The organism is Cohnella sp. GbtcB17 (assembly GCF_019091135.1).
In the GTDB taxonomy this organism is placed as follows: Bacteria; Bacillota; Bacilli; order Paenibacillales; family Paenibacillaceae; genus Cohnella.
The window spans coordinates 73,911-93,140 of record NZ_JAGXJW010000033.1 but is presented as its reverse complement, the minus strand read 5'-3'; the positions used below and the strand labels follow the sequence as shown (position 1 = coordinate 93,140).

Below are 19,230 nucleotides of genomic sequence, written 5' to 3'. Positions count from 1 at the left end.
CTCCAGTCGTACAACTATACCTAGGCTGTGCAATTTCGACGAAGAGACCTACTTACACAAACTTCTTGACAGTACCCTCGCCCCCGGCCCATAGAGGAAAAAACATCCTCTATGGCGTCTCAAACCGGCTCGCCCCCGGCCCATAGAGGAAAAAACATCCTCTATCTAGTCTCAAACCGGCTCGCCACCGGCCTATAGAGGAAAAAACATCCTCTATCTAGTCTCAAACCGGCTCGCCCCGCCCAAACTAGCTCGCCCGCCCTAAACCGGCTCGCGCCGTTTCGAACTCGCTGCAGATACTCACCCGAACTGCGGCAAATACGCCTTGTGCGCTTCCTTCAGCTCGTTAAAGCAAGCCAGCGCCGTGTTGTAGTCGCCCACCAATGGGTTCATGAGCAGCGCCCGCATCGCGGCGTCCTCGCTGCCGGTCACCGCGGCCGCCACCGTCTCGCGCTCGTACGCCTTCACCATCCGCATATAATCGATGATATGGCGATTCGCAAAGCCCGGCACCGCGATAGGCACCGCGCCGCCCTTGCCGATGACCGCGGACACCTCGACCGCGTCGTCGTCTTCCATGAACGACAAAGCGCCGCGGTTCAGCAGATTAACGACATGCACCTCGCGCTTGTCGTTCCAGATCGCGTCCACGAGGCTGATCGCGACCTCCGAATAGTTGGCGCCGCCGCGCGAGGAGAGCAGCTCCGGCTTCACGTGCAGCTCGGCGTCTTCGTAAATCCGCAGCAGGTCCGCCTCGATGTCGATGCACTTCTCGCCCCGCGTCTGCTCGCTCTCCTTCAGCAGCTTCAGCTTCTTGTCCTTGAAGTAGTAGTACTCGAGATAGGAGGAAGGAATCGCGCCGACCATGTTCACCAGCTCGCGGCTGAAGCCGCTCGACGGAATGTTTTTCATCGCCTCGCTGTTGAGCCCAAGCTCCAGCGCCGTTTTTAGATAATCCTTGCCGCCTTGCTCGATCGCGGTGATCCAGCTGAGGTGGTTGAGGCCGACATACGTCATCTTGGCGTCCGGCAGCGCGAGCGACTCGCGGATGCTCTTGTACATATTGTAAGGAACGTTGCAAAGGCCGAGCATCTTGACGCCGGTGTGCTTGAGCAGCGCCTCCGTGATAATGCCCGCCGGGTTCGAGAAGTTGATCAGCCAAGCGTTCGGGCACAGTTCCTGCATGCGCTCCGCGATCTGCAGCATGACCGGGATCGTGCGCATCGCCTTGAAAAAGCCGCCGATCCCGCATGTCTCCTGGCCGATCAGGCCGTATTTGAGCGGGATCTTCTCGTCGAGCACGCGGGCGGACAGCTTGCCGACGCGAATTTGCGCGAGCACGAAGTCCGCGTCCCGCAGCGCCTCGTCCAGGTCCTGGGTCAGCGTGACGCGGCAGGACAGATTTTCCGCTTCGATCATGCGGCGGCACAGGCTGCCGACGACGTTCAGCTTATGCGCGTCGATGTCCATCAGCACGAGCTCGCTGACGGGCAGCACGCCCTTGCGCTTGATGATGCCTTCGATCAGCTCCGGCGTGTACGTGCTGCCGGACCCGATAATCGCGATTTTCAGCTTGCTCATGACATTCCTCCTGCGGGCCCTGTTCGGTTCAACGTATCTTGTAAGCGCCGGCCCTTCATTTGCGGCTATTATAGCACGGGGTCTCCTTGCCAACAATAAAATATAGAAATTTTATTTCAATGTGATATATTTATTTCAAAATATTATTTCTCAGTCACAATTGGCGCAACCATCCCGCCGTCCCTTGTCTTTTGGAAAAAATGGCCTTACTATTTACTAAAATACGACAGAATGCGCAGGTACCTACCATGGCGATCCAGAACAATATATTGCTCAAGATCCGCGACATGAAGGACAGCATGACGCCCGTCGAACGGCTGGTGGCCGAGTACATCCTCGCCAACACGGAGGAGATTCCCCACCTCTCCATCAAGAGTCTCGCGCAGTTCAGCCGGACGAGCGACGCGTCGGTGCTGCGCTTCTGCAAGACGCTCGGCTACAGCGGTTACCGCAGCTTCATCGTGAGCATCTCGGCGTCGCTCGGCTCGATGGACGAGGAGCAGAAGGACGAATATACCGACATCCAACCGGGAGACGACTTGAATGTCGTCATCTCGAACATTTCGTACAACAACATGAAGTCGATCGAGGATACGCTCAGCATCATCGACCGGGGCGCGATAGCCAAGGCGGTCCAGGCACTGCGCGATACGAACCGGATCGTGTTCTTCGGCATCGGGGCCTCGGGACTCGTCTGCATGGACGGCGAGCAGAAGTTTTCCCGCATCAACAAGATGTGCCACGCCTATACGGACGGGCACAGCCAACTGACGGCGGCCACGCTGCTGGGCAAGGGCGACGTCGCCTTCTTCGTCTCGAACTCGGGCGATACGATCGAGATTCTCGAGGCGCTCGAGATTACGCAGCGCGCGGGCGCAACGTCAATCGCGCTCACCAAGTTCAATAAGAGCGAGCTCGCTGACAAAGCCGACATCGTGCTCAGCATCTCCACGCCCGAGGTCACGATCCGCAGCGGGGCGATGGGGTCGCGCATCGCGATGCTGACCGTCATCGACATCCTGTTCGCCGGGGTCGCCAGCGCGGAATATCCGAATATTAAAAAGTATTTGTTGAAAACCCACAATATTTTGGCGGGCAAGCACCGCAGATAACCGTTTTCAGACATTGCCGAAGCGACTTGGCAGTGTCTTTTTTTGTTGCTTTTCTGAAAATAAAAATGCAATTAAAATTTTTACTATGAAATTTTATTTCAAAAAGTATTGACGCTTACAAAGCGAAGGCGATAAGATAGAGCCCAAGAGGGGGCATTAAATAGATCCATGAAAGGACGATCCTCACAAACAAAGGGTAGGAGAATGGCCATGAACGAATATCTCGCGGGTCTAACCACCGAGAAGATCAATCCGGCAACCCGGACGATCGACGAGTGCACAACGGAGCAGATGCTGCATCTTCTCAACCGGGAGGATGCCGCCGTTCCGGCCGCGGTGGCGGAAGAAATTCCGAACATCATGGAGGCTGTGGACGTTCTGCATGCCAGGCTCAGGAGCGGGGGCAGAATGTTCTACATTGGCGCCGGGTCATCCGGCAGAATCGGCGTACTGGACGCATCCGAGTGTCCGCCCACCTTCGGGGTCGACCCTGAGCTCGTGCAGGGGCATATAGCAGGCGGGGATACGGCGCTTCGGACAGCGGTGGAAGGATTCGAGGACAATGCGGAGGAGGGAGCGGCGCTCGTCGAGCGCATCGGCGTCACCGACAAGGACGCAGTCGTGGGCATCTCCGCCAGCGGCAGCGCGGCCTTCGTCATCGCCGCGATCCGGCGGGCCGGAGAGATCGGCGCGGCCACCATCGGCGTCGTCAACAACAAGGACTCGAAGCTCGGCGAAGTTTGCGACATCTGCATCGCGCCGGTCGTCGGACCGGAGGTCATCATGGGCTCCACACGGCTGAAGGCCGGTTCGGCGCAGAAGCTGGTGCAGAACATGCTGACGACGGCGACGATGGTCAAGCTTGGGAAAACCTACAACAATCTGATGGTCGACCTCAAGGCGAGCAACAAAAAGCTGCAGGATCGCTCGATCCGCATCATCAAGGCCGCGACCGGCGTCGACGCCGAGACGGCGTCCGATTACCTGGCGCGGGCATCGCAGAGCTGCAAGCTCGCGATTCTGATGATCGAGACGGGGCTCGCCGCTTCGGAGGCGGCCGCATCGCTGGCCCGCTTCGAAGGCAATCTCAAGGCGACGATCCGCGCGCACAAGCAAGTCGTTTAAATTGCAAGCGTTAGTCCTATCATTCACCCGTGAAGGGGCCATCCCAAGGAGGAGTCATCCGAATGATGAACAAAGGCAAAGCACTCTCGCTCATGCTCGCAGCGACACTGTCCGTATCCGCGCTGACCGCGTGCGGCGGCAACAAGAACGACAACGGCGCGTCCAGCCCGGCCGCATCCGCATCCGGTTCCGCCGCAGCATCCGGCTCCGCCGATTCCGGCGCCAAGGATACGATCACGGCGCTGCTGCCACCCGTATCGCCCACGTACCAGGACAACTTTGACCAGATGGAAAAGGACTTTAACGCCAAGTACCCGAACCTCACGCTGAAGATCGAACCGGCCAGCTGGGAAGACATGACGCAGAAGCTCGACACGCAGGTCAACGCGGGCAGCCCGCCGGACATCGCGTTCATCGGCTCGGACGGCATCTCCAAGTACGTGCAGCAAGGCATGGCGCTCGACCTGACCGACGTTGCGACGCCCGAGATGACGGGCGACTACGACGCCGCGCCGCTCGAGTACATGAAGAACGGCTCCGGTCTGTACGGCTTCCCCGCCTATATGGAAGTTCACGCCATCGGCGGCAACAAGCAATTCCTCGAGGAAGCGGGCATCGACTGGAAAAACGTTCAGAAAAACGGCTGGACCTACGACGAATTCCGCGACGCGATCAAGAAGGGCGTCGTGAAAAACGGCGACGCGACCTCCCGCTACGGCTTCGTCTTCGCAACGGCCGGCGTCGCTTCCAAGGACTACCTTGGCATTATGGCCAAGAGCGCGGGCATGCCGGCGGCGTTTAACAAAGATCTGAAGTATGCCTATACGAGCAAAAACTATCTCGAGCTGCTGACGGATCTGCGCCAGATGATCGACGACGGCTCGATGCCGAAGGAGCTGAGCTCGGTCGACGCGGGCAAGCGCTGGAACATGTTCCTGACCGGCCAGACGATGATCACCGGCAAGGGCCTGGCGACGTTCGAGAATTCCGCGAAGAAGAACAACGAGAAAATCGACGCCAAAGACGGCAGTGCGGTCAAGGACAGCATCAAGGTCGACTATATCGTCCTGCCGGTGCCGACCTTCGCAGGTGCGGAGCCGGTGTCCTCGACGGTCGTCGACGGCTACGTCGCCTTCCGCGGCAAGAAGGAGCCGACCGCCGAGCACAAGGCCAACATCGCCAAGGCCGCTTACTTCCTGTCGAGCGGCAAAGTCGCGGCGACGACGAATAACGACCTGTTCGCCGCCCACATCACCAAGAGCGGACGCGAAGCGGCGGCTTCGATGACGATCGACCGCAATCCGGACAACGTCGCAGCCGTCGAGACGATGCTCTCCCACGCCGCGCCTGCACGCCCTGACATCCCGGCCGATCTGGGCGCCAAGGCGATCAAGATCGAGAACGAAGTCATCGTTCCGAAAATGCAAGCCTTGCTCGCCGGCGAGATCAAGCCGCAGGACATGTACGACGCGGTGAAAAAGGCCGCGATCGACGCCTTCGGCCAAGACGGCATCGTCCAAGATTAACGACGCATTCGCAATAACGCATTCGCGTACGGATAGCCGCGTGAACACCCCGCATGCGGCTATCCTTCTTCATACGCGGACGCGAAGAGAGGAGTCCTGCACATGGCCCAGTCGGCACAACCGGTCAAAAAGCGCAAGATCAAAGGAGACGGCGCATGGGGCTACGCGTTTATCGCGGCCGCGCTCATCGTGTACGCCCTGTTTACGGCCTATCCAGTCTTAAGCGCGTTCCTCATCAGCTTCCAGGAATACAAGCCGCTGGGTTCGACCTACATCGGCTTCGACAATTATACGGCGACCTTCAAGGACGACCTGTTCTGGAAGTCGATTAAAAACACGCTCTACTACACCGTGCTGACCGTTCCGGTCGCGCTGCTGCTGTCCTTCCTCGTGGCGATCATGATCCTGCCGCTGCGCAAGAAGCTGCAGACGGTATTCAAGGCGGTCTACTATTTGCCCGTCGTGGCTTCGGGCGTCGCGCTCTCGCTCGTCTGGCTGTGGATCTTCGATCCGATGCCGGGCGGCATCTTCAATCAATTCATCGGCTGGTTCGGCGCGCACAACCAGAACTGGCTTGGTTCGAGCGCTACGGCGATGTTCTCGCTCGTCATCATGGCCTGGCTGTCCAGCCACGGCGCCAGCATCATCATCTACCTGGCCGCGCTGCTCGGCATCGACGACAGCTACTACGAAGCGGCGGACCTCGACGGCGCATCCTTCCTGCAGAAGCTGTGGCATATCGTCATCCCGAGCCTCAAGCCGACGACGCTGTTCCTGCTCGTGACGGCCGTGATCGGATCGTTCCAGGTGTTCCAGAACGCGTATCTGATGACCGGCGGCGGACCGGACCACGCGACGACGATGGTCGGCCTGCTTATTTTCGACAATGCCTTCAAGTACTTTGAATTCGGCAAAGCCGCGGCCCAATCTCTGATATTGGCGCTTATCATAGCCCTGGTCTCGCTGTTCCAGTTCAAGTTCCTGGGCAAAGACGTGGACTACTAGGGGAAGGAGGCAACCGCACATGTCACTCTACAATAACCATACCGGCAGCCGGGCGGGCAAGAGAGCCCGCAATACCGTGATTGTCGTCCTTCTCCTGCTCTTCGCGCTGGCGACGCTGTTCCCCATCTACTTCATGGTCATCTCCTCGTTCGGAGATCCGGTCGAAGCGGGAGCCGTCAGCTATTCCATCTGGCCGGGGAAGTTCACGCTGGAGTCGTATTCCTTTTTCTTCAACTATAGCGAGTACTCGTACCGCTGGATCTTGAACTCGACGATCGTGGCGGGCGCCGTGACGATCACCAACGTTTTCTTCGCGACGATGGCGGGCTATGCGTTTTCCAAGCTGCGCTTCAAGGGCAGGGGCGTGCTTTTCTCCATTTTGCTCGCGGCGATGATGATCCCGTACCAGGTGACGCAGGTGCCGTTGTACATTCTGATCGTCAATACGTTTCAGATCGAAAATACGTACAGCGCGCTCATCCTCCCGGGCCTTGTGACGGTGTACAACGTGTTTCTCGCCAAGCAGTTCATGAGCAGCATCCCGACCGAGATCATGGAATCCGCGAAGGTGGAGGGCTGCAGCCAGTTCCAGATTTTCTTCCGGATCATTATGCCTTTGTCCAAGACGGTCATGGCCGTCATCGCGATCCTGACGTTCATGGACAGCTGGAACACGTTTTTCTGGCCGTTCCTCGTCACCAACACGATGGACATGCAGACGATCCAGGTCGGTCTCAAAAACTTCCGCTTCGCCAACACGACGTACTTCTCGCCGATGATGGCGGGCGCGACGATCTCGGCGGTGCCGATGTTCATCCTGTTCTTCAGCCTGCAGAAGTACTTCCTCGAGGGCGTCACCGTCGGCGCGGTCAAGGGCTGATATGGGCGGGGGAAAGGAAGGGACTCGGCGAATGGCGATGCCGGAGAGCTGCGAAGCTGTGGACGAGCGGCGCGGGACAGCGACGGGCGAACCATCGCGGCGCTACGCGGTCGGCCTGATGTCCGGCACGTCCGTCGACGGCATCGACGCCGCGGCGGTCGAGATCTTAGGCGTGCCGGGCGGGGATGAAGGGATCTCCGTGCGCCTGCTCGCCTTCGAGAACAAGCCGTACCCGGCGGATGTGCGGCGCGAGATTTTCGAGCTGTTCGATCCGGCGCGGACGACAGTGGACCGGGTCGGCGCGATGAACGTTCGCCTCGGGGCGCTGTACGCGGACGCGGCGCTGTCCGTCATCGGCGAAGCGGGCTTGTCGCCCGCAGACGTGTCGGTCGTCGGCTCGCACGGGCAGACGATCTATCACGCGCCGGAGGCCGGCTACACCGTGCAGATCGGCGAAGGCGCCGTCATCGCCGCGCGCACGGGCATTCCGTGCGTGTCGGACTTCCGTCCCGCAGACCTTGCGGTAGGCGGACAGGGCGCGCCGCTCGTCCCGTTTACAGAATATTTGCTCTATCGCGAGCCGGACCGGACGCTGCTGCTGCAGAACATCGGCGGCATCGGCAATGTGACCGTCATCCCGGCGGGCTGCGGGCCCGAGGACGTGTACGCCTTCGATACCGGTCCGGGCAACATGCTCATCGACGGCGTCGTTAGCCTCGTCACCGGCGGCGCGCTCGCGATGGACGCGGGCGGCGCGCTGGCGGCACGAGGCAGCGTGAGCGAAGCGCTGCTCGGAGAGCTTCGGCAGGACGCGTACTATGCGCTGCCCGTACCGAAGTCGACGGGCCGCGAGCGGTTCGGCGCGGACTACGTCGAGCGCATCGTGCGCCGCGGCCGCGAGCAGGGGTTATCGGACGCGGATCTCGCGGCCACGGTGACGAGGCTGACCGCCTGGTCGATCGGCGATGCGTATGACCGGTTTATCGCGGCGAGGCACGCCGCGGACCTCATGATCGTCGGCGGGGGCGGCAGCTACAATCCCGTGCTGATGCGGGATCTTGCCGCCGAGATGGCAGCGCGCGGCGTGGCCGTGGCGACGCAGGAGGCGGTCGGCGGCAGCAGCGACGCCAAGGAGGCGATCGCGTTCGCGCTGCTCGCGGACTACGCGATGGCCCGGCAGCCGGCCAACCTGCCGGCGGCAACGGGCGCTGCGCGACCGGTGGTGCTGGGGAAGATCTCGTACTGAGCGCAGTATGGGGCTTGCGCTGTAAGCGAGTAAAGCGCGGTTACAGAGCGGAGCATGAGTTGCAAGCGAGAAAAGCGCTGTTGGAGCGAGGGTGTACGTGTGTACGTGCGCTGTAAGCGATAAAAGCGCGGTTACAGGGCGGAGCTTGAGCTGCAAGCGAGAAAAACGCTGTTGGAGCGTAGGGGGTCGCGTGTGCGGGCGCAGCAAGCGAGAAAAGCGCGGTTACAGGGCGGAGCTTCTGCAGTAAGCGAGAAAAACGCTGTTGGAGCGTAGGTGTTCGCGTGTGCGGACCCAGCAAGCGAGAAAAGCATGGTTACAGCGCGGAAATTGAACCTAGCCTAGCTAACGGCAGCGGCTGCTTAACGGAGAGGGTGCGGGCGGATGACTCAACTGAAGGTAGCGACCTGGGAAGAACGATATGCGGACGCGGTCGTCGCGCTCTGGAACGGCTCGGCCGTCCGCGACGGCTACAAGGAGCTGACGCCGGAGACGTTCGCCGAGATTTTTACGGCAAACCGGTACTTCGATCCGGCCTGCACGTACGTGCTGTTAGACGAGGGCGGGGTTCGCGGCTTCGCCTGCGGCTGCACGGGCGACGACCTGCCGCTCGGCGAGACGGCCGGATACGTCACATGCATCGTGCTGGCCGAAGGATTCGCTGCGGACGCGAACCGGGCGACGCTGCTCGAGGCGCTGGAAACGCGGTTTAGAGCGCTCGGCAAGCGCCAGTCCGACGTGCTCTTTTTTAACCCCATGCGCCTGCCTTGGTATATACCGGGCACGCCCGGACACGAGCACAACAACGCGCCGGGCGTACCGGCCGACTCCGAGCTGTATCGCTTCCTCCTGAGCGAAGGGTATACGGATCGGGCGCGCCAGTGTGCGATGTACAGGCCGCTGAACGACTTCGTCATTCCGGCCGACATCCGGGCCAAGGAGGACAACGCGGCTGAAGCCGGCTACACCGTCGAGCTGTTCGATCCGCGCAGACATACCGGCTTGGCCGAGATGCTCGCCGGTCTCGCCAATCCCGCCTGGGAGCGCGAGATTGCGGCCTGCGCCGCGGACGGCGTGCCCGTCGTGATCGCGGCGGCGCCGGGCGGCCAAGCGGCCGGCTTCGCGGGACCGGTCGTCCGGCAGGACAACGGCCGCGGCTACTTCGCCGGCATCGGCGTTCACCCGGACCACGAGGGCCGCGGGCTCGGGAGCATTTTGTTTTTTAAGCTGTGCGAGGCGCTGCGCGATGTTGGCGCCGACTACATGTCGCTTTTCACAGGGAGCAACAATCCTGCGCTTCGGATCTACGAGAAAGCGGGCTTCAACACGGTACGTCAATTCGCGATCATGCGGAAGGAGCTAACACAATGAGCGAGCAGCAGACGATTTTGGCCATCGGCGGCCATGTAGGGGATATGGAACTGACGGCGGGCGGCGTGCTCGCGAGTCATTCGCTCAAAGGCGACCGCATCGTGACGCTGGCGCTTACGCCAGGAGAGCGCGGCGTGCCTGCGGGACAAGACATGGCTGACTACCGGGCGCAGAAAATCCGGGAGGCGCATGCTTTCGCGGACTTGCTGGGCGGCGAGGCGATCGTTTTCGACGACATCCCCGACGGCGAGCTGCCGGACGACGCGGCAATCCGCTGGCGCGTGTGCGACGTGATCCGCAAGGTGCGGCCGAGCATCATCATCACGCATTTTAAAAATAGCATGCACAAAGACCATATGACGACGCACCGGATCGTCAACGACGCGCGCTTTTTTGCAGGCCTGCCTTCCATCGAGCGGGAGCTGCCGGCGGCCTTCGCGGGCAAGCTGTATTACGCCGAAAATTGGGAAGATGCCGTCGACTATCGTCCATACGTCTACGTGGACTTCGATCAAGAGGCTTACGACCTGTGGATCAAGGCGCTGTCGACGCATTGGTTCGTGACCGGCAGCAAGTCGTTCCCCTACATGGAGTACTACAAGCATCTGGCCCGCGTACGCGGGATCGAAGCGCGCAAGACGTACGCGGAGACGTTTATGGTCCCCGAGGAGACGTTGCGCCTGCGCCAGTCGGAGCTGTAGGCGATGATCCTGAACGGCGTTGACAATCTCGAACGCTACGACAGCCTTTTTCGCGGCAAGCGTCTTGGCCTGATTACGTCGCCGACCGGTCTCTCGCGCGGCTTCAAGTCTACGATCGAGCTGCTGCACGAGCGGTACGCGCTGGCGGCGCTGTTCTCGCCCGAGCACGGCGTGCGCGGCGATCAGGATGCCGGCGGGCTGGTGGAGACGTATACCGACGAGCGGACGGGCGTGCCGGTATACAGCTTGTACAGGTGCGACTCCAAACGGCTCACGCAGGAGATGCTGGACGCGGTCGACATGGTCGTCTACGACATTCAGGACGTAGGCGTCCGTTATTATACTTTTATCTATACGATGCTCTACGCATTGGAGGACTGCGCGAAGGCGGGCAAGCCGTTCGTCGTGCTGGACCGGGTCAATCCGCTAGGCGGCGTCGAAGTCGAAGGCAATGTGCTGAAAGAAGGCTACCGGTCGTTCGTCGGCGGCTATCCTCTATGCGTGCGGTACGGATTGACGGCAGGCGAAGTCGCGACGATGGCAAATGCGCAGCAGGGCTGGGGCGCCGATCTGCATGTCGTCCGCTGCGAGGGCTGGAAGCGCGACATGCTGTACCCGGACACTGGCCGTCTCTGGATCCATCCGTCGATCGGCATCCCCCGGTTCGAGACGGCGCTGTTGTATAGCGGCACCTGTCTTTTCGAAGGCACAAACCTGTCGGAAGGACGGGGGACGACGTTCCCGTTCGAGATGATCGGGGCGCCCTTCATCGATGCGGAACGGCTCGCGGACGAGATGAACGGACTGGCGCTGCCGGGCGTGTTTTTCCGGCCCGCCTACTTCAAGCCTTCCTTTTCCAAGCATCAAGGCGCATTTTGCCGGGGCGTGCAGCTCCATGTCACCGACATCCGCGCGGTGCGGCCGCTCGAGACCGGCGTGACGCTGTTGTATGCGATCAAGCGCAATTATGAGGAATTCTCGTTTCTCCCCCCTGTGCGGGAAGGCTCGCGTCCGTTCATCGACCTGCTCGGCGGAGACGACCTGTACCGGACGGAGCGCGCGGAGGCGGATGCGCCGGGATTGCTGGCGGGTTTCCGCGAGGAGAGCCGGGCGTTCGGGGAGAGCAAGGCGCAGTTCCATCTGTATTGAAACGAAGCCGCGGACGACCGGAACGCTGCGCATGCGCAGCCGCCCGGTAGCCGCTTTTCTTTTTGGAGGAGGAAGCGAAGAATGGCGAGTTTAGACGCGACATATCGCAGGCCGCAGTCGCTGCGCGAGAAGATCGGCCAGTTGATCGTAACGGGATTTCCCGGCACGTCGGTCACGGAGGAGCTCGATACGCTCGTTCGGGATTGGAAGATCGGCAATATCATTCTTTTCTCTCACAATGCGGAAAACAAATCGCAGCTCGCAAGTCTGTGCGGGGACCTGCAAGGGATCATCCGGTCGGAAACCGGTTATCCGGCGCTCATCTCGATCGACCAGGAGGGCGGAAGAGTGACGCGCTTGCCCCGCGACGCAGTGAACGTGCCGGGCGCGATGGCGATCGCAGCCGCCGGAGATCCGGCATACGCGCGGGCCGCAGGGCGGATCACGTCGGCGGAGCTCCGGGCGCTGGGCGTCAACTTCAATCTCGCACCGGTGCTCGATGTCAACAACAACAAGCGCAATCCCGTCATCAATGTCCGTTCGTACGGCGACACGCCGGAGACGGTAGCGGCGTATGGCGTGCAGATGCTGCGCGGGCTACGGGAAGGCGGCGTGCTGGCGGCGCTCAAGCATTTCCCGGGCCACGGGGATACCGAGGTGGACTCCCATCTGGGCCTGCCGTCTTCGGGCAAAACGCTGGCGGAGCTGGAGGCGCTCGAGCTCCTGCCGTTCCGCGCCGCGATCGCGGACGGGGCAGAGGCGATTATGATCGCGCACATGATGTTTCCTGCCATCGAACCGCGGCGCGTGCCGGCCACGATGTCGTCGGTGATCGTCGGCGACCTGCTGAAGGGCAAGCTGGGCTACGAGGGGCTGGTCGTCTCGGACTGTCTGGAGATGGACGCGGTGAAAAAGTATTACGGCACGGCGCAGGGCGCGCTCGGCGCGCTGAAGGCGGGCATCCATCTGCTGTTCGTGAGCCACACGCCGGCGCTCGTCCGCGAAACCGTCCAGGTGATCGAGCAGGCCGTGCAGTCCGGCGAGCTGCCGATGGAGACGCTGGACGCGGCGGTGGACAAGGTGCTGTACTATAAGGAGAAATATGCTGCTGCGGGGTCGGAGGCGCCGCCGCTCTCCGTGGTCGGCTGCGAGGCGCATCGCAAGGAAGCGGAAGCGATCAGCGACGCGAGCATTTGCGTGGTGACGGGCAGCCTTGCGCCTGTGCAGCCGGGAGAGGCGCGTACGCTGTTCGTGGGCAGTCTCCCGTATCGGACCGATCAGGCTTCGAGCCGGGTCTCGGGCGGTCCAAGCTTCCCCGACGTCATGGCGGACCGAATGGGCGGCGGGCGGATGCTCGCCGGCATCGGTCCGGACGAGGCGGAGATCGGACGCATGCTGAGGGAAGCCGAGGGCTACGACCGCGTCGTGTACGGATTGTACAACGGGATCGACAACCCCGGCCAGTTCGAAGCGGTGCGCAGGCTCGTCGCCGCCGGCAAGCGGGTGACGGCGGTTGCGCTGGGGAAGCCTTACGACCTGGAGGCGCTGGAAGGCGTCGAATGCGGGCTCGCCGCGTTTGAGTATACGGCGTTGTTGCTGGATTCCGTGGCGCGCGTGTTGTCCGGCGAGGTTCGCCCGGCGGGAAGTATCGGGAACGTGTGGCATCGGTAAAAGCCGCCGTGACGCACGCCGCTGATCGAGGCGAACGCTTGGAAACAAAGAAGTTTTTGAAGAAGCGGAGGGACGCGGATGAATTACGCGGCGGGACTGGACGGAGGAGGTACGAAAACGGCCGTGACCGTGGTCGACGAGACGGGGCGGACGGTGTTCACTCTCGAGTCGGGCGGGATCAACTACAATGGGCGGGACGAAGCGGATATCCGCCGCAGCCTGGCAGAGATCGCCGACGCGATCTCCGCGGCCTGCGGTGGCCCGGACGCCTGCAGGCAGATGGTCGTCGGCGCGGCCGGCGTCAGCAATCCGACCGTGCCCGGTCGCCTGGTCGCCGCCTTGCGGGATGCCGGTTATCGGGGCGGTGTGCATGTCGTCGGCGACCACGAGACGGCACTGTTCGGCGCGCTGGAGCGAGAGCACGGCATGATTCTGATCGCGGGCACGGGATCGATCTGCTTCGGCCGCAGCGAGTCCGGTCTCGTCCATCGCACGGGCGGCTTCGGCTACCTGATCGACGACGAAGGCAGCGGCTACAGCATCGGCCGCGATCTGCTCGCGGCCGTCGTGCGTGCCCATGACGGGCGCGGGCCGACGACCGTCTTGACGGAGATGGTCTACGATCGGCTCCGCATCGGATCGGTGGAGGAGATCGTCCGCTTCGTCTACGACAAGGGCACCGGCAAGCAGGACATCGCAGCGCTCGCGCCGCTGCTCTCGGACGGCTGCGCGCTCGGAGACGAGGCTGCGCTCGGGATCGCGCGGCGCACGGCGACGGAGCTCGTACAGCTGGTGCTGCCAGTCGCGGAACGGCTGTCGCTGGAAGGCGGCGAGCTCGCGATGGCGGGCAGCGTGCTGCTGCGGAGCGCGCAGGTGCGCGAAGCGTTTCAAGCGGGGCTGCGTGAGCGCTGCCCCGGCATTCGGGCGATGGCGCCCCGCAGGGACGCCTCGGCCGGTGCCGCGCTGATGGCGCTGCGCATGCTGGCAGGGGAATAGGGATACGGGCGGCCGCCTAGTCATCGGAGATGACGGGGCGGTCGTTTTTCGCTGCATAGGGGGGAAGTCTCCGTCAGAACTACCTTGGGCGCGTGTCGGTCATGCGTACTGAAGTAGTCTCCTTCAGAGCCACTTTAGGCGCGTGTCCGGTCATGCGAACTGAAGTAGTCTCCGTCAGAACCACCTTGGGTGCGTGTCCGGTCATGCGAACTGAAGTAGTCTCCGTCAGAACCACCTTGGGTGCGTGCCCGGCCATGCGAGCCGAAGTAGTCTCCATCAGAACCACATTGATCGCTCGACCGGCCATGCGAGCCAAAGTAATCTCCACCAGAACCATTTATGCGCATGCCCGGTCATGCGAGCCAAAGTAGTCTCCGTCAGAACCACTTTAGGCGCATGCCCGGTCATGCGAGCCAAAGTAGTCTCCGTCAGAACCACTTTAGGCGCGTGTCCGGTCATGCGAGCTGAAGTAGTCTCCGTCAGAACCAATTTGATCGCGTGCCCGGCCATGCGAGCCGAAGTAGTCTCCGCCAGAACTACTTTACGTACGTGCCCGGCCATGCGAGCCGAAGTAGTCTCCGCCAGAACTACTTTACGCGCGTGCCCGGCCATGCGAGCCGAAGTAGTCTCCATCAGAACCACTTTAGGCGCGTGTCCGGTTCTGGGCAGCGAATTGGTCTTCACCAGAACTATTTGGTCCGCCTTACCTTATCACGCCGCGTGAATCCATACGCCGGCGAGCAGCGCGGTGGCGGTGCCGAGCAGCATGCCGGCCACGGTGTCGCTCGGATAGTGGAGGCCGAAGTAAACGCGGGACAGCGCGACGCCGGCGCCGATCGGGAGCAGCAGCGGGATGAGGGCCGGACTTGCGACCATCCAGGGCGTCAACAGGGCGAAGGCCGCAGTCGTATGGCCCGAGGGGAAGGAGGGATCCTGCAGCGGGCGGGGACCGGTCCGGGCTTGGGGCAATACTTGATAGGGGCGGGACCTGGGGGACAGACGTTTGGCCAGCGCAACGGGAATATGGCTGATGACGACCGCAGCCAGCGCCTGCCAGCCGGCCGTGCGCCAGATGCCGTCGGCCAGGAGGCCGACGGCGAGAGAGACGCAGAGCGAGAACGTCGCTCCGCCGATCAGCGACAACAGCCGGAACAGCGTAGTCAGCGCTGCCCGGTTCCACCGGATGTTAATATAAAGGAACCAGTTGCTCTCGAAGCGGCTCAACATGCGATAGAACTGTGCCATGGCCATCTCTCCTTCGGCGCGTGGGCGCGGGTTCATGTGACACCAGTCTACCCGCTAATTGTCAATGCCGTATGAAGTTCCGTCGGCCTTACTGTAAAGGAACAAGCCTGCCGCGATTTGACACTCCGCTGATCCCGCGCTAACGCGGGCGCAGTACGATGGGCGTAATACGCATCGTCGGAGGAGGAATCGTCGCATGAACGAGATCCGCCTGGCCTTGTTTACGGACACGTACGCCCCGGAGATCAACGGCGTAGCCAAGACGCTGCAGCGATGGACGGCTTATCTGGAGAAAAGGGGGATCGCCGTCAAAGTGTTCGCACCGGCAGGTCCGCGCCGTGCGCCGGGCTATCAGGAGACGGCGGAGCGCCTCGCCAGCCTGCCGTTTTTTCTGTATCCGGCATGCAGGCTGGCCATGCCGGTGTCCCCGGCGGCCGAGCGCAGCCTGCTCGCCTTCAAGCCTACGGTCGTGCACGTGGCAACGCCGTTCGGCACCGGCCTGACCGGGCGGCGGCTCGCCCTGAAGCACGGCATCCCGCTGATCGCGTCGCATCATACGCACTTCGCGCGTTATTTGCCATACTACAATCTGACCTGGGCGGGTGCGCTGCTGCGCAGGTATCTGCATTGGTTCCACCGCCCCTGCCGGCGCATCTTCGTGCCTTCGCCCTCCGTGCTCGAGGAGTGCCGGCGCGACGGCTGGCTCGGCCTTCGCGTATGGAGCCGGGGCATCGACGCTTCGCTCTTCGGCAGAGAGGGTGACCGCGCGGGCTGGCTGAGCGCGCATGGGGTGCCTGCATCCGGTTTTCCGGTGCTGTGCGCGGGCAGGCTCGCGCCGGAGAAAAGCATCGGCACGGCGATGCGCGCTTTCCGCAGCTTCAAAGAAAAAACAAACGCCGACGCCCGGCTGGTGATCGCCGGAGACGGGCCCCAAGAGGGCGAGCTTCGCCGCCTTTCCGCGCAGCTCGGCATCGACGCGCTTTTTCTCGGCGCGGTATCACAGCGCGAGCTGCAGCGCTGGATGCAGGCGTCAGGCGCGCTGCTGTTCCCGTCGCCGACGGGGACCTTCGGCAATGTCGCGCTGGAGGCGATGGCCTTCGGCCTGCCGGTGATCGCAGCCGATGCGGGCGCGCTGCCGGATCTCGTGAAGGACGGCCAGACCGGGCTGCTCTGCCCGCCGGACGACGCGGATGCCTTCGCCGCGGCGCTTTCCCGGCTATACAAGGAGCCAGCGATGCGGGAGGCGATCTCGGATCGGGCGCACGCCTATGCCCGTACGCGCGACTGGGACGGCGTATTCGGCGAGCTGCTCGCGGAGCTGGCGGGCGTCTGCGGAGAAGCGTCCGCGGTGTAGCGGCGGGCATCAAATTTTTTTTATTCGAAAAACGATTGACCTTCACGTTGCGTCAACGTTTACAGTTAAGTCGTCGGGAGGCGATCGCATGGAATACACGGTACAGAAGCTGGGCAGGCTGGCGGGCGTGAGCGCCCGGACGCTGCGGTTCTACGACGAAGTCGGGATTCTGAAGCCGGCCAGAATCAACTCGTCGGGCTATCGCATTTACGGGGCCGCGGAGGTCGACAGGCTGCAGCAGATTTTGTTCTACCGGGAGCTCGGCGTCGGGCTGGACCGGATCAAGGAGATCATGGGCGATCCGGACTACGACGGCGTGCGGGCGCTGCGGCTTCATCGCGAGGAGCTTCTCGAACGAAGGGAACGACTGGATGCGCTGATCGCGAACGTCGAGCGCACCCTCGACGCCCGTGAAGGAGGAAAAGACATGAGCGACGAAGAGAAGTTCGAAGGCTTCAAGGATAAGCTGATCGCGGACAACGAGGCCAGGTACGGCGCGGAGGTGCGCGCTAAATACGGCGACGAGACGATCGATCGGTCCAACGCGAAGCTGCGGGGCATGAGCGAGGCGGATTACGCCGAGATGAACAAGCTGGCGGACGAGATTCACGCCTCGCTGGCCGAAGCGTTCAAGACCGGCGATCCCGAAGGGGAAGCGGCGCGGCGGACGGCGGAGCTGCATAAGCGGTGGCTCTCCTACTCCTGGAGCAGCTACTCCAAGGAGGCGCACGCAGGGCTCGCGCAGATGTACGTCGACGACGAGCGGTTCACGGCTTATTATGAAAAGGAACCGGGCATGACGGCGTTTCTGCGGGACGCGATCGTGGCGTACGTGGGGCGAAGCGACAACGAAGCTTAACACGGGGCACTAACCAAAAAAAACGGGATGAGGCAGAGGCAAGCTCTGCTTCATCCCGTTTTGCGTTGTGCTTGAAGCTGCGGTTGTTCGCATAAGTAACGCTGACAGAGACGACTTTCGCAGTACGGCCCGTACGACGAGCCAAAGTAACGCTGACCGAGACTACTTTCGCAGCGCGGCCCGTTCGATGTGTCAAGTAACGCTGACGGAGACTACTTTCGCAGCGCCAGCCGTTCGACGAGCCAAAGAAACGCTGACCGAGACTACTTTCGCGGCGCGGCCCGTACGACGAGCCAAAGTAACGCTGACCGAGACTACTTTCGCAGCGTCGGCCGTTCGACGAGTCAAAGTAACGCTGACCGAGACTACTTTCGCTACACGGCCCGTTCGGCGAGCCAAAGTAACACTGACCGAGACTTCTTTCGCAGCGCCAGCCGTTCGACGAGCCAAAGAAACGCTGACCGAGACTACTTTCGCAGCACGGCCCGTTCGGCGAGCCAAAGTAACACTGACCGAGACTACTTTCGCAGCGCGGCCCGCACAACGATCTGCCCCGCCGCCGTCTAGCCGTCCAAATACTTCTCCGTCAGCACCGTGAGCAATTCGATGCCGACCTGGTTGTGTCCGCCTTCGGGCAGGATCAGGTCCGCGTACTTCTTGGACGGCTCGATGAACGCCTCATGCATCGGCTTGACCGTCTCCATGTACTGGCGGTACACCGACTGGATCGTCCGCCCGCGCTCCTCGATGTCGCGCACCACCCGCCGCAGGATGCGTACGTCCGGATCCGTGTCGACGAATACTTTGATGTCGAGCAGTTGCCGCAGCTTTTCCTCGTACAGCACATGAAGCCCTTCAAGGATGACGATCGGATTGGGAAGCAGCGTTTCCCGCTCGTCGGCGGACCGGCCGTAGAAGCTGAAGTCGTACACCGGCGCATAGGCCGTCCGTCCCGCCTTCAGCATGCCCAGATGCTCGACGAGCAGGTCGTTGTCGAACATGAGCGGATGATCGTAATTCATCCTGGCGCGTTCTTCCATGCCGAGATGCGGGTAGTCCATATAGTAGCTGTCCTGCGAAATAAAAGTGACTTTGCCGGCGCCCAGACGCTCGATGACGGAGCGCGCGACCGTCGTTTTGCCGGAGCCCGTGCCTCCGGCGATGCCGATAATCAGCATAGTCGATCAACCTTCCCGCTTGCCCGGATTGAATGGCTCTTTTTCGATTCCCGTAATTGTAGCATAGGCAGACGGCTTGTTACAGCGAATGCGGCGCCAGTGAAGTAGGTCTTTCCGCAGGTGAGTATCATCCTATATACTTAAAAATAGATTGTCGACGCACGTCGGAAAAATAGGATTCGCCATTCCTTTTGAAAACGCTGTCGTATGCTAGACTAAAAATAGAAATAGTAG

The 19,230-nt window shown here is 61.9% G+C and carries 16 protein-coding genes; 13 read left to right on the top strand and 3 right to left on the bottom strand.

The annotated features are described in order from the left end of the window. Nucleotides 1-300 precede the first annotated feature (300 nt). Entirely contained in the window at nt 301-1,581 is a 1,281-nt protein-coding gene (locus tag KVT38_RS18855) for a 6-phospho-beta-glucosidase (RefSeq protein ID WP_217595294.1), read from the bottom strand. A 248-nt stretch (nt 1,582-1,829) separates the two neighbouring features. Between KVT38_RS18855 and KVT38_RS18850 the strand changes: the two genes are divergently transcribed. From KVT38_RS18850 to KVT38_RS18800, 11 genes are all read left to right on the top strand, one after another. After that, nucleotides 1,830-2,693: a MurR/RpiR family transcriptional regulator gene (locus tag KVT38_RS18850; RefSeq protein ID WP_217595293.1), complete on the top strand. Its 864-nt coding sequence runs from the start codon at nt 1,830-1,832 to the stop codon at nt 2,691-2,693. Between the two features lie 210 nt (nt 2,694-2,903). Beyond that, entirely contained in the window at nt 2,904-3,818 is a 915-nt protein-coding gene (gene murQ, locus KVT38_RS18845; RefSeq protein WP_217595292.1) for an N-acetylmuramic acid 6-phosphate etherase, read from the top strand. 62 nt (nt 3,819-3,880) lie between these two features. Further along, on the top strand, nt 3,881-5,344 hold the full coding sequence (locus KVT38_RS18840; protein ID WP_217595291.1) for an ABC transporter substrate-binding protein: 1,464 nt from the start codon (nt 3,881-3,883) through the stop codon (nt 5,342-5,344). A gap of 102 nt (nt 5,345-5,446) precedes the next feature. Beyond that, entirely contained in the window at nt 5,447-6,349 is a 903-nt protein-coding gene (locus KVT38_RS18835) for a carbohydrate ABC transporter permease (RefSeq protein ID WP_217595290.1), read from the top strand. 19 nt (nt 6,350-6,368) lie between these two features. Then, nucleotides 6,369-7,229 carry a carbohydrate ABC transporter permease gene (locus KVT38_RS18830; RefSeq protein ID WP_217595289.1) on the top strand — a complete coding sequence of 287 codons (861 nt, stop codon included), beginning with the start codon at nt 6,369-6,371 and terminating at the stop codon, nt 7,227-7,229. A 31-nt stretch (nt 7,230-7,260) separates the two neighbouring features. After that, nucleotides 7,261-8,475, top strand: coding sequence for an anhydro-N-acetylmuramic acid kinase (locus tag KVT38_RS18825; RefSeq protein WP_306795336.1), 1,215 nt, complete (start codon nt 7,261-7,263; stop codon nt 8,473-8,475). Nucleotides 8,476-8,856: 381 nt separating this feature from the next. After that, a complete protein-coding gene (locus KVT38_RS18820; protein ID WP_217595288.1) occupies nt 8,857-9,843 on the top strand; it encodes a GNAT family N-acetyltransferase in 987 nt (328 codons plus the stop codon). Beyond that, complete coding sequence (locus KVT38_RS18815) at nt 9,840-10,544, top strand: PIG-L deacetylase family protein (protein WP_217595287.1); 705 nt, start codon at nt 9,840-9,842, stop codon at nt 10,542-10,544. The genes KVT38_RS18820 and KVT38_RS18815 overlap by 4 nt, the downstream gene beginning before the upstream one ends. Before the next feature lie 3 nt (nt 10,545-10,547). After that, nucleotides 10,548-11,693, top strand: coding sequence for an exo-beta-N-acetylmuramidase NamZ family protein (locus tag KVT38_RS18810; protein ID WP_217595286.1), 1,146 nt, complete (start codon nt 10,548-10,550; stop codon nt 11,691-11,693). Nucleotides 11,694-11,774: 81 nt separating this feature from the next. Further along, nucleotides 11,775-13,364, top strand: a complete 1,590-nt coding sequence (locus KVT38_RS18805) for a glycoside hydrolase family 3 protein (RefSeq protein WP_217595285.1) — start codon at nt 11,775-11,777, stop codon at nt 13,362-13,364. A 78-nt stretch (nt 13,365-13,442) separates the two neighbouring features. Next, nucleotides 13,443-14,360, top strand: coding sequence for an N-acetylglucosamine kinase (locus tag KVT38_RS18800; RefSeq protein ID WP_217595284.1), 918 nt, complete (start codon nt 13,443-13,445; stop codon nt 14,358-14,360). Between the two features lie 711 nt (nt 14,361-15,071). Here the strand turns inward: KVT38_RS18800 and KVT38_RS18795 are convergent. Next, the gene (locus KVT38_RS18795; protein WP_217595283.1) at nt 15,072-15,605 is read right to left on the bottom strand and encodes a phosphatase PAP2 family protein; all 534 of its coding nucleotides are present in this window, start codon (nt 15,603-15,605) and stop codon (nt 15,072-15,074) included. Nucleotides 15,606-15,801: 196 nt separating this feature from the next. Here KVT38_RS18795 and KVT38_RS18790 point away from each other — a divergent pair, with 196 nt between their 5' ends. Both KVT38_RS18790 and KVT38_RS18785 read left to right on the top strand, forming a co-directional pair. After that, on the top strand, nt 15,802-16,959 hold the full coding sequence (locus KVT38_RS18790) for a glycosyltransferase family 4 protein (protein WP_217595282.1): 1,158 nt from the start codon (nt 15,802-15,804) through the stop codon (nt 16,957-16,959). 88 nt (nt 16,960-17,047) lie between these two features. Next, nucleotides 17,048-17,818, top strand: coding sequence for a MerR family transcriptional regulator (locus KVT38_RS18785; protein ID WP_217595281.1), 771 nt, complete (start codon nt 17,048-17,050; stop codon nt 17,816-17,818). 563 nt (nt 17,819-18,381) lie between these two features. On the opposite strand, the gene udk is transcribed toward KVT38_RS18785, so the two are convergent. Beyond that, on the bottom strand, nt 18,382-18,996 hold the full coding sequence (gene udk / locus KVT38_RS18780) for a uridine kinase (protein ID WP_217595280.1): 615 nt from the start codon (nt 18,994-18,996) through the stop codon (nt 18,382-18,384). Between the last annotated feature and the right edge of the window lie 234 nt (nt 18,997-19,230).

What these genes read in the sequence shown, in the direction of transcription:
- KVT38_RS18855 (WP_217595294.1), bottom strand. Translation starts at nt 1,581, where the DNA reads ATGAGCAAGCTGAAAATCGCGATTATCGGGTCCGGCAGCACGTACACG.
- KVT38_RS18850 (WP_217595293.1), top strand. Translation starts at nt 1,830, where the DNA reads ATGGCGATCCAGAACAATATATTGCTCAAGATCCGCGACATGAAGGAC.
- murQ (WP_217595292.1), top strand. Translation starts at nt 2,904, where the DNA reads ATGAACGAATATCTCGCGGGTCTAACCACCGAGAAGATCAATCCGGCA.
- KVT38_RS18840 (WP_217595291.1), top strand. Translation starts at nt 3,881, where the DNA reads ATGATGAACAAAGGCAAAGCACTCTCGCTCATGCTCGCAGCGACACTG.
- KVT38_RS18835 (WP_217595290.1), top strand. Translation starts at nt 5,447, where the DNA reads ATGGCCCAGTCGGCACAACCGGTCAAAAAGCGCAAGATCAAAGGAGAC.
- KVT38_RS18830 (WP_217595289.1), top strand. Translation starts at nt 6,369, where the DNA reads ATGTCACTCTACAATAACCATACCGGCAGCCGGGCGGGCAAGAGAGCC.
- KVT38_RS18825 (WP_306795336.1), top strand. Translation starts at nt 7,261, where the DNA reads ATGGCGATGCCGGAGAGCTGCGAAGCTGTGGACGAGCGGCGCGGGACA.
- KVT38_RS18820 (WP_217595288.1), top strand. Translation starts at nt 8,857, where the DNA reads ATGACTCAACTGAAGGTAGCGACCTGGGAAGAACGATATGCGGACGCG.
- KVT38_RS18815 (WP_217595287.1), top strand. Translation starts at nt 9,840, where the DNA reads ATGAGCGAGCAGCAGACGATTTTGGCCATCGGCGGCCATGTAGGGGAT.
- KVT38_RS18810 (WP_217595286.1), top strand. Translation starts at nt 10,548, where the DNA reads ATGATCCTGAACGGCGTTGACAATCTCGAACGCTACGACAGCCTTTTT.
- KVT38_RS18805 (WP_217595285.1), top strand. Translation starts at nt 11,775, where the DNA reads ATGGCGAGTTTAGACGCGACATATCGCAGGCCGCAGTCGCTGCGCGAG.
- KVT38_RS18800 (WP_217595284.1), top strand. Translation starts at nt 13,443, where the DNA reads ATGAATTACGCGGCGGGACTGGACGGAGGAGGTACGAAAACGGCCGTG.
- KVT38_RS18795 (WP_217595283.1), bottom strand. Translation starts at nt 15,605, where the DNA reads ATGGCACAGTTCTATCGCATGTTGAGCCGCTTCGAGAGCAACTGGTTC.
- KVT38_RS18790 (WP_217595282.1), top strand. Translation starts at nt 15,802, where the DNA reads ATGAACGAGATCCGCCTGGCCTTGTTTACGGACACGTACGCCCCGGAG.
- KVT38_RS18785 (WP_217595281.1), top strand. Translation starts at nt 17,048, where the DNA reads ATGGAATACACGGTACAGAAGCTGGGCAGGCTGGCGGGCGTGAGCGCC.
- udk (WP_217595280.1), bottom strand. Translation starts at nt 18,996, where the DNA reads ATGCTGATTATCGGCATCGCCGGAGGCACGGGCTCCGGCAAAACGACG.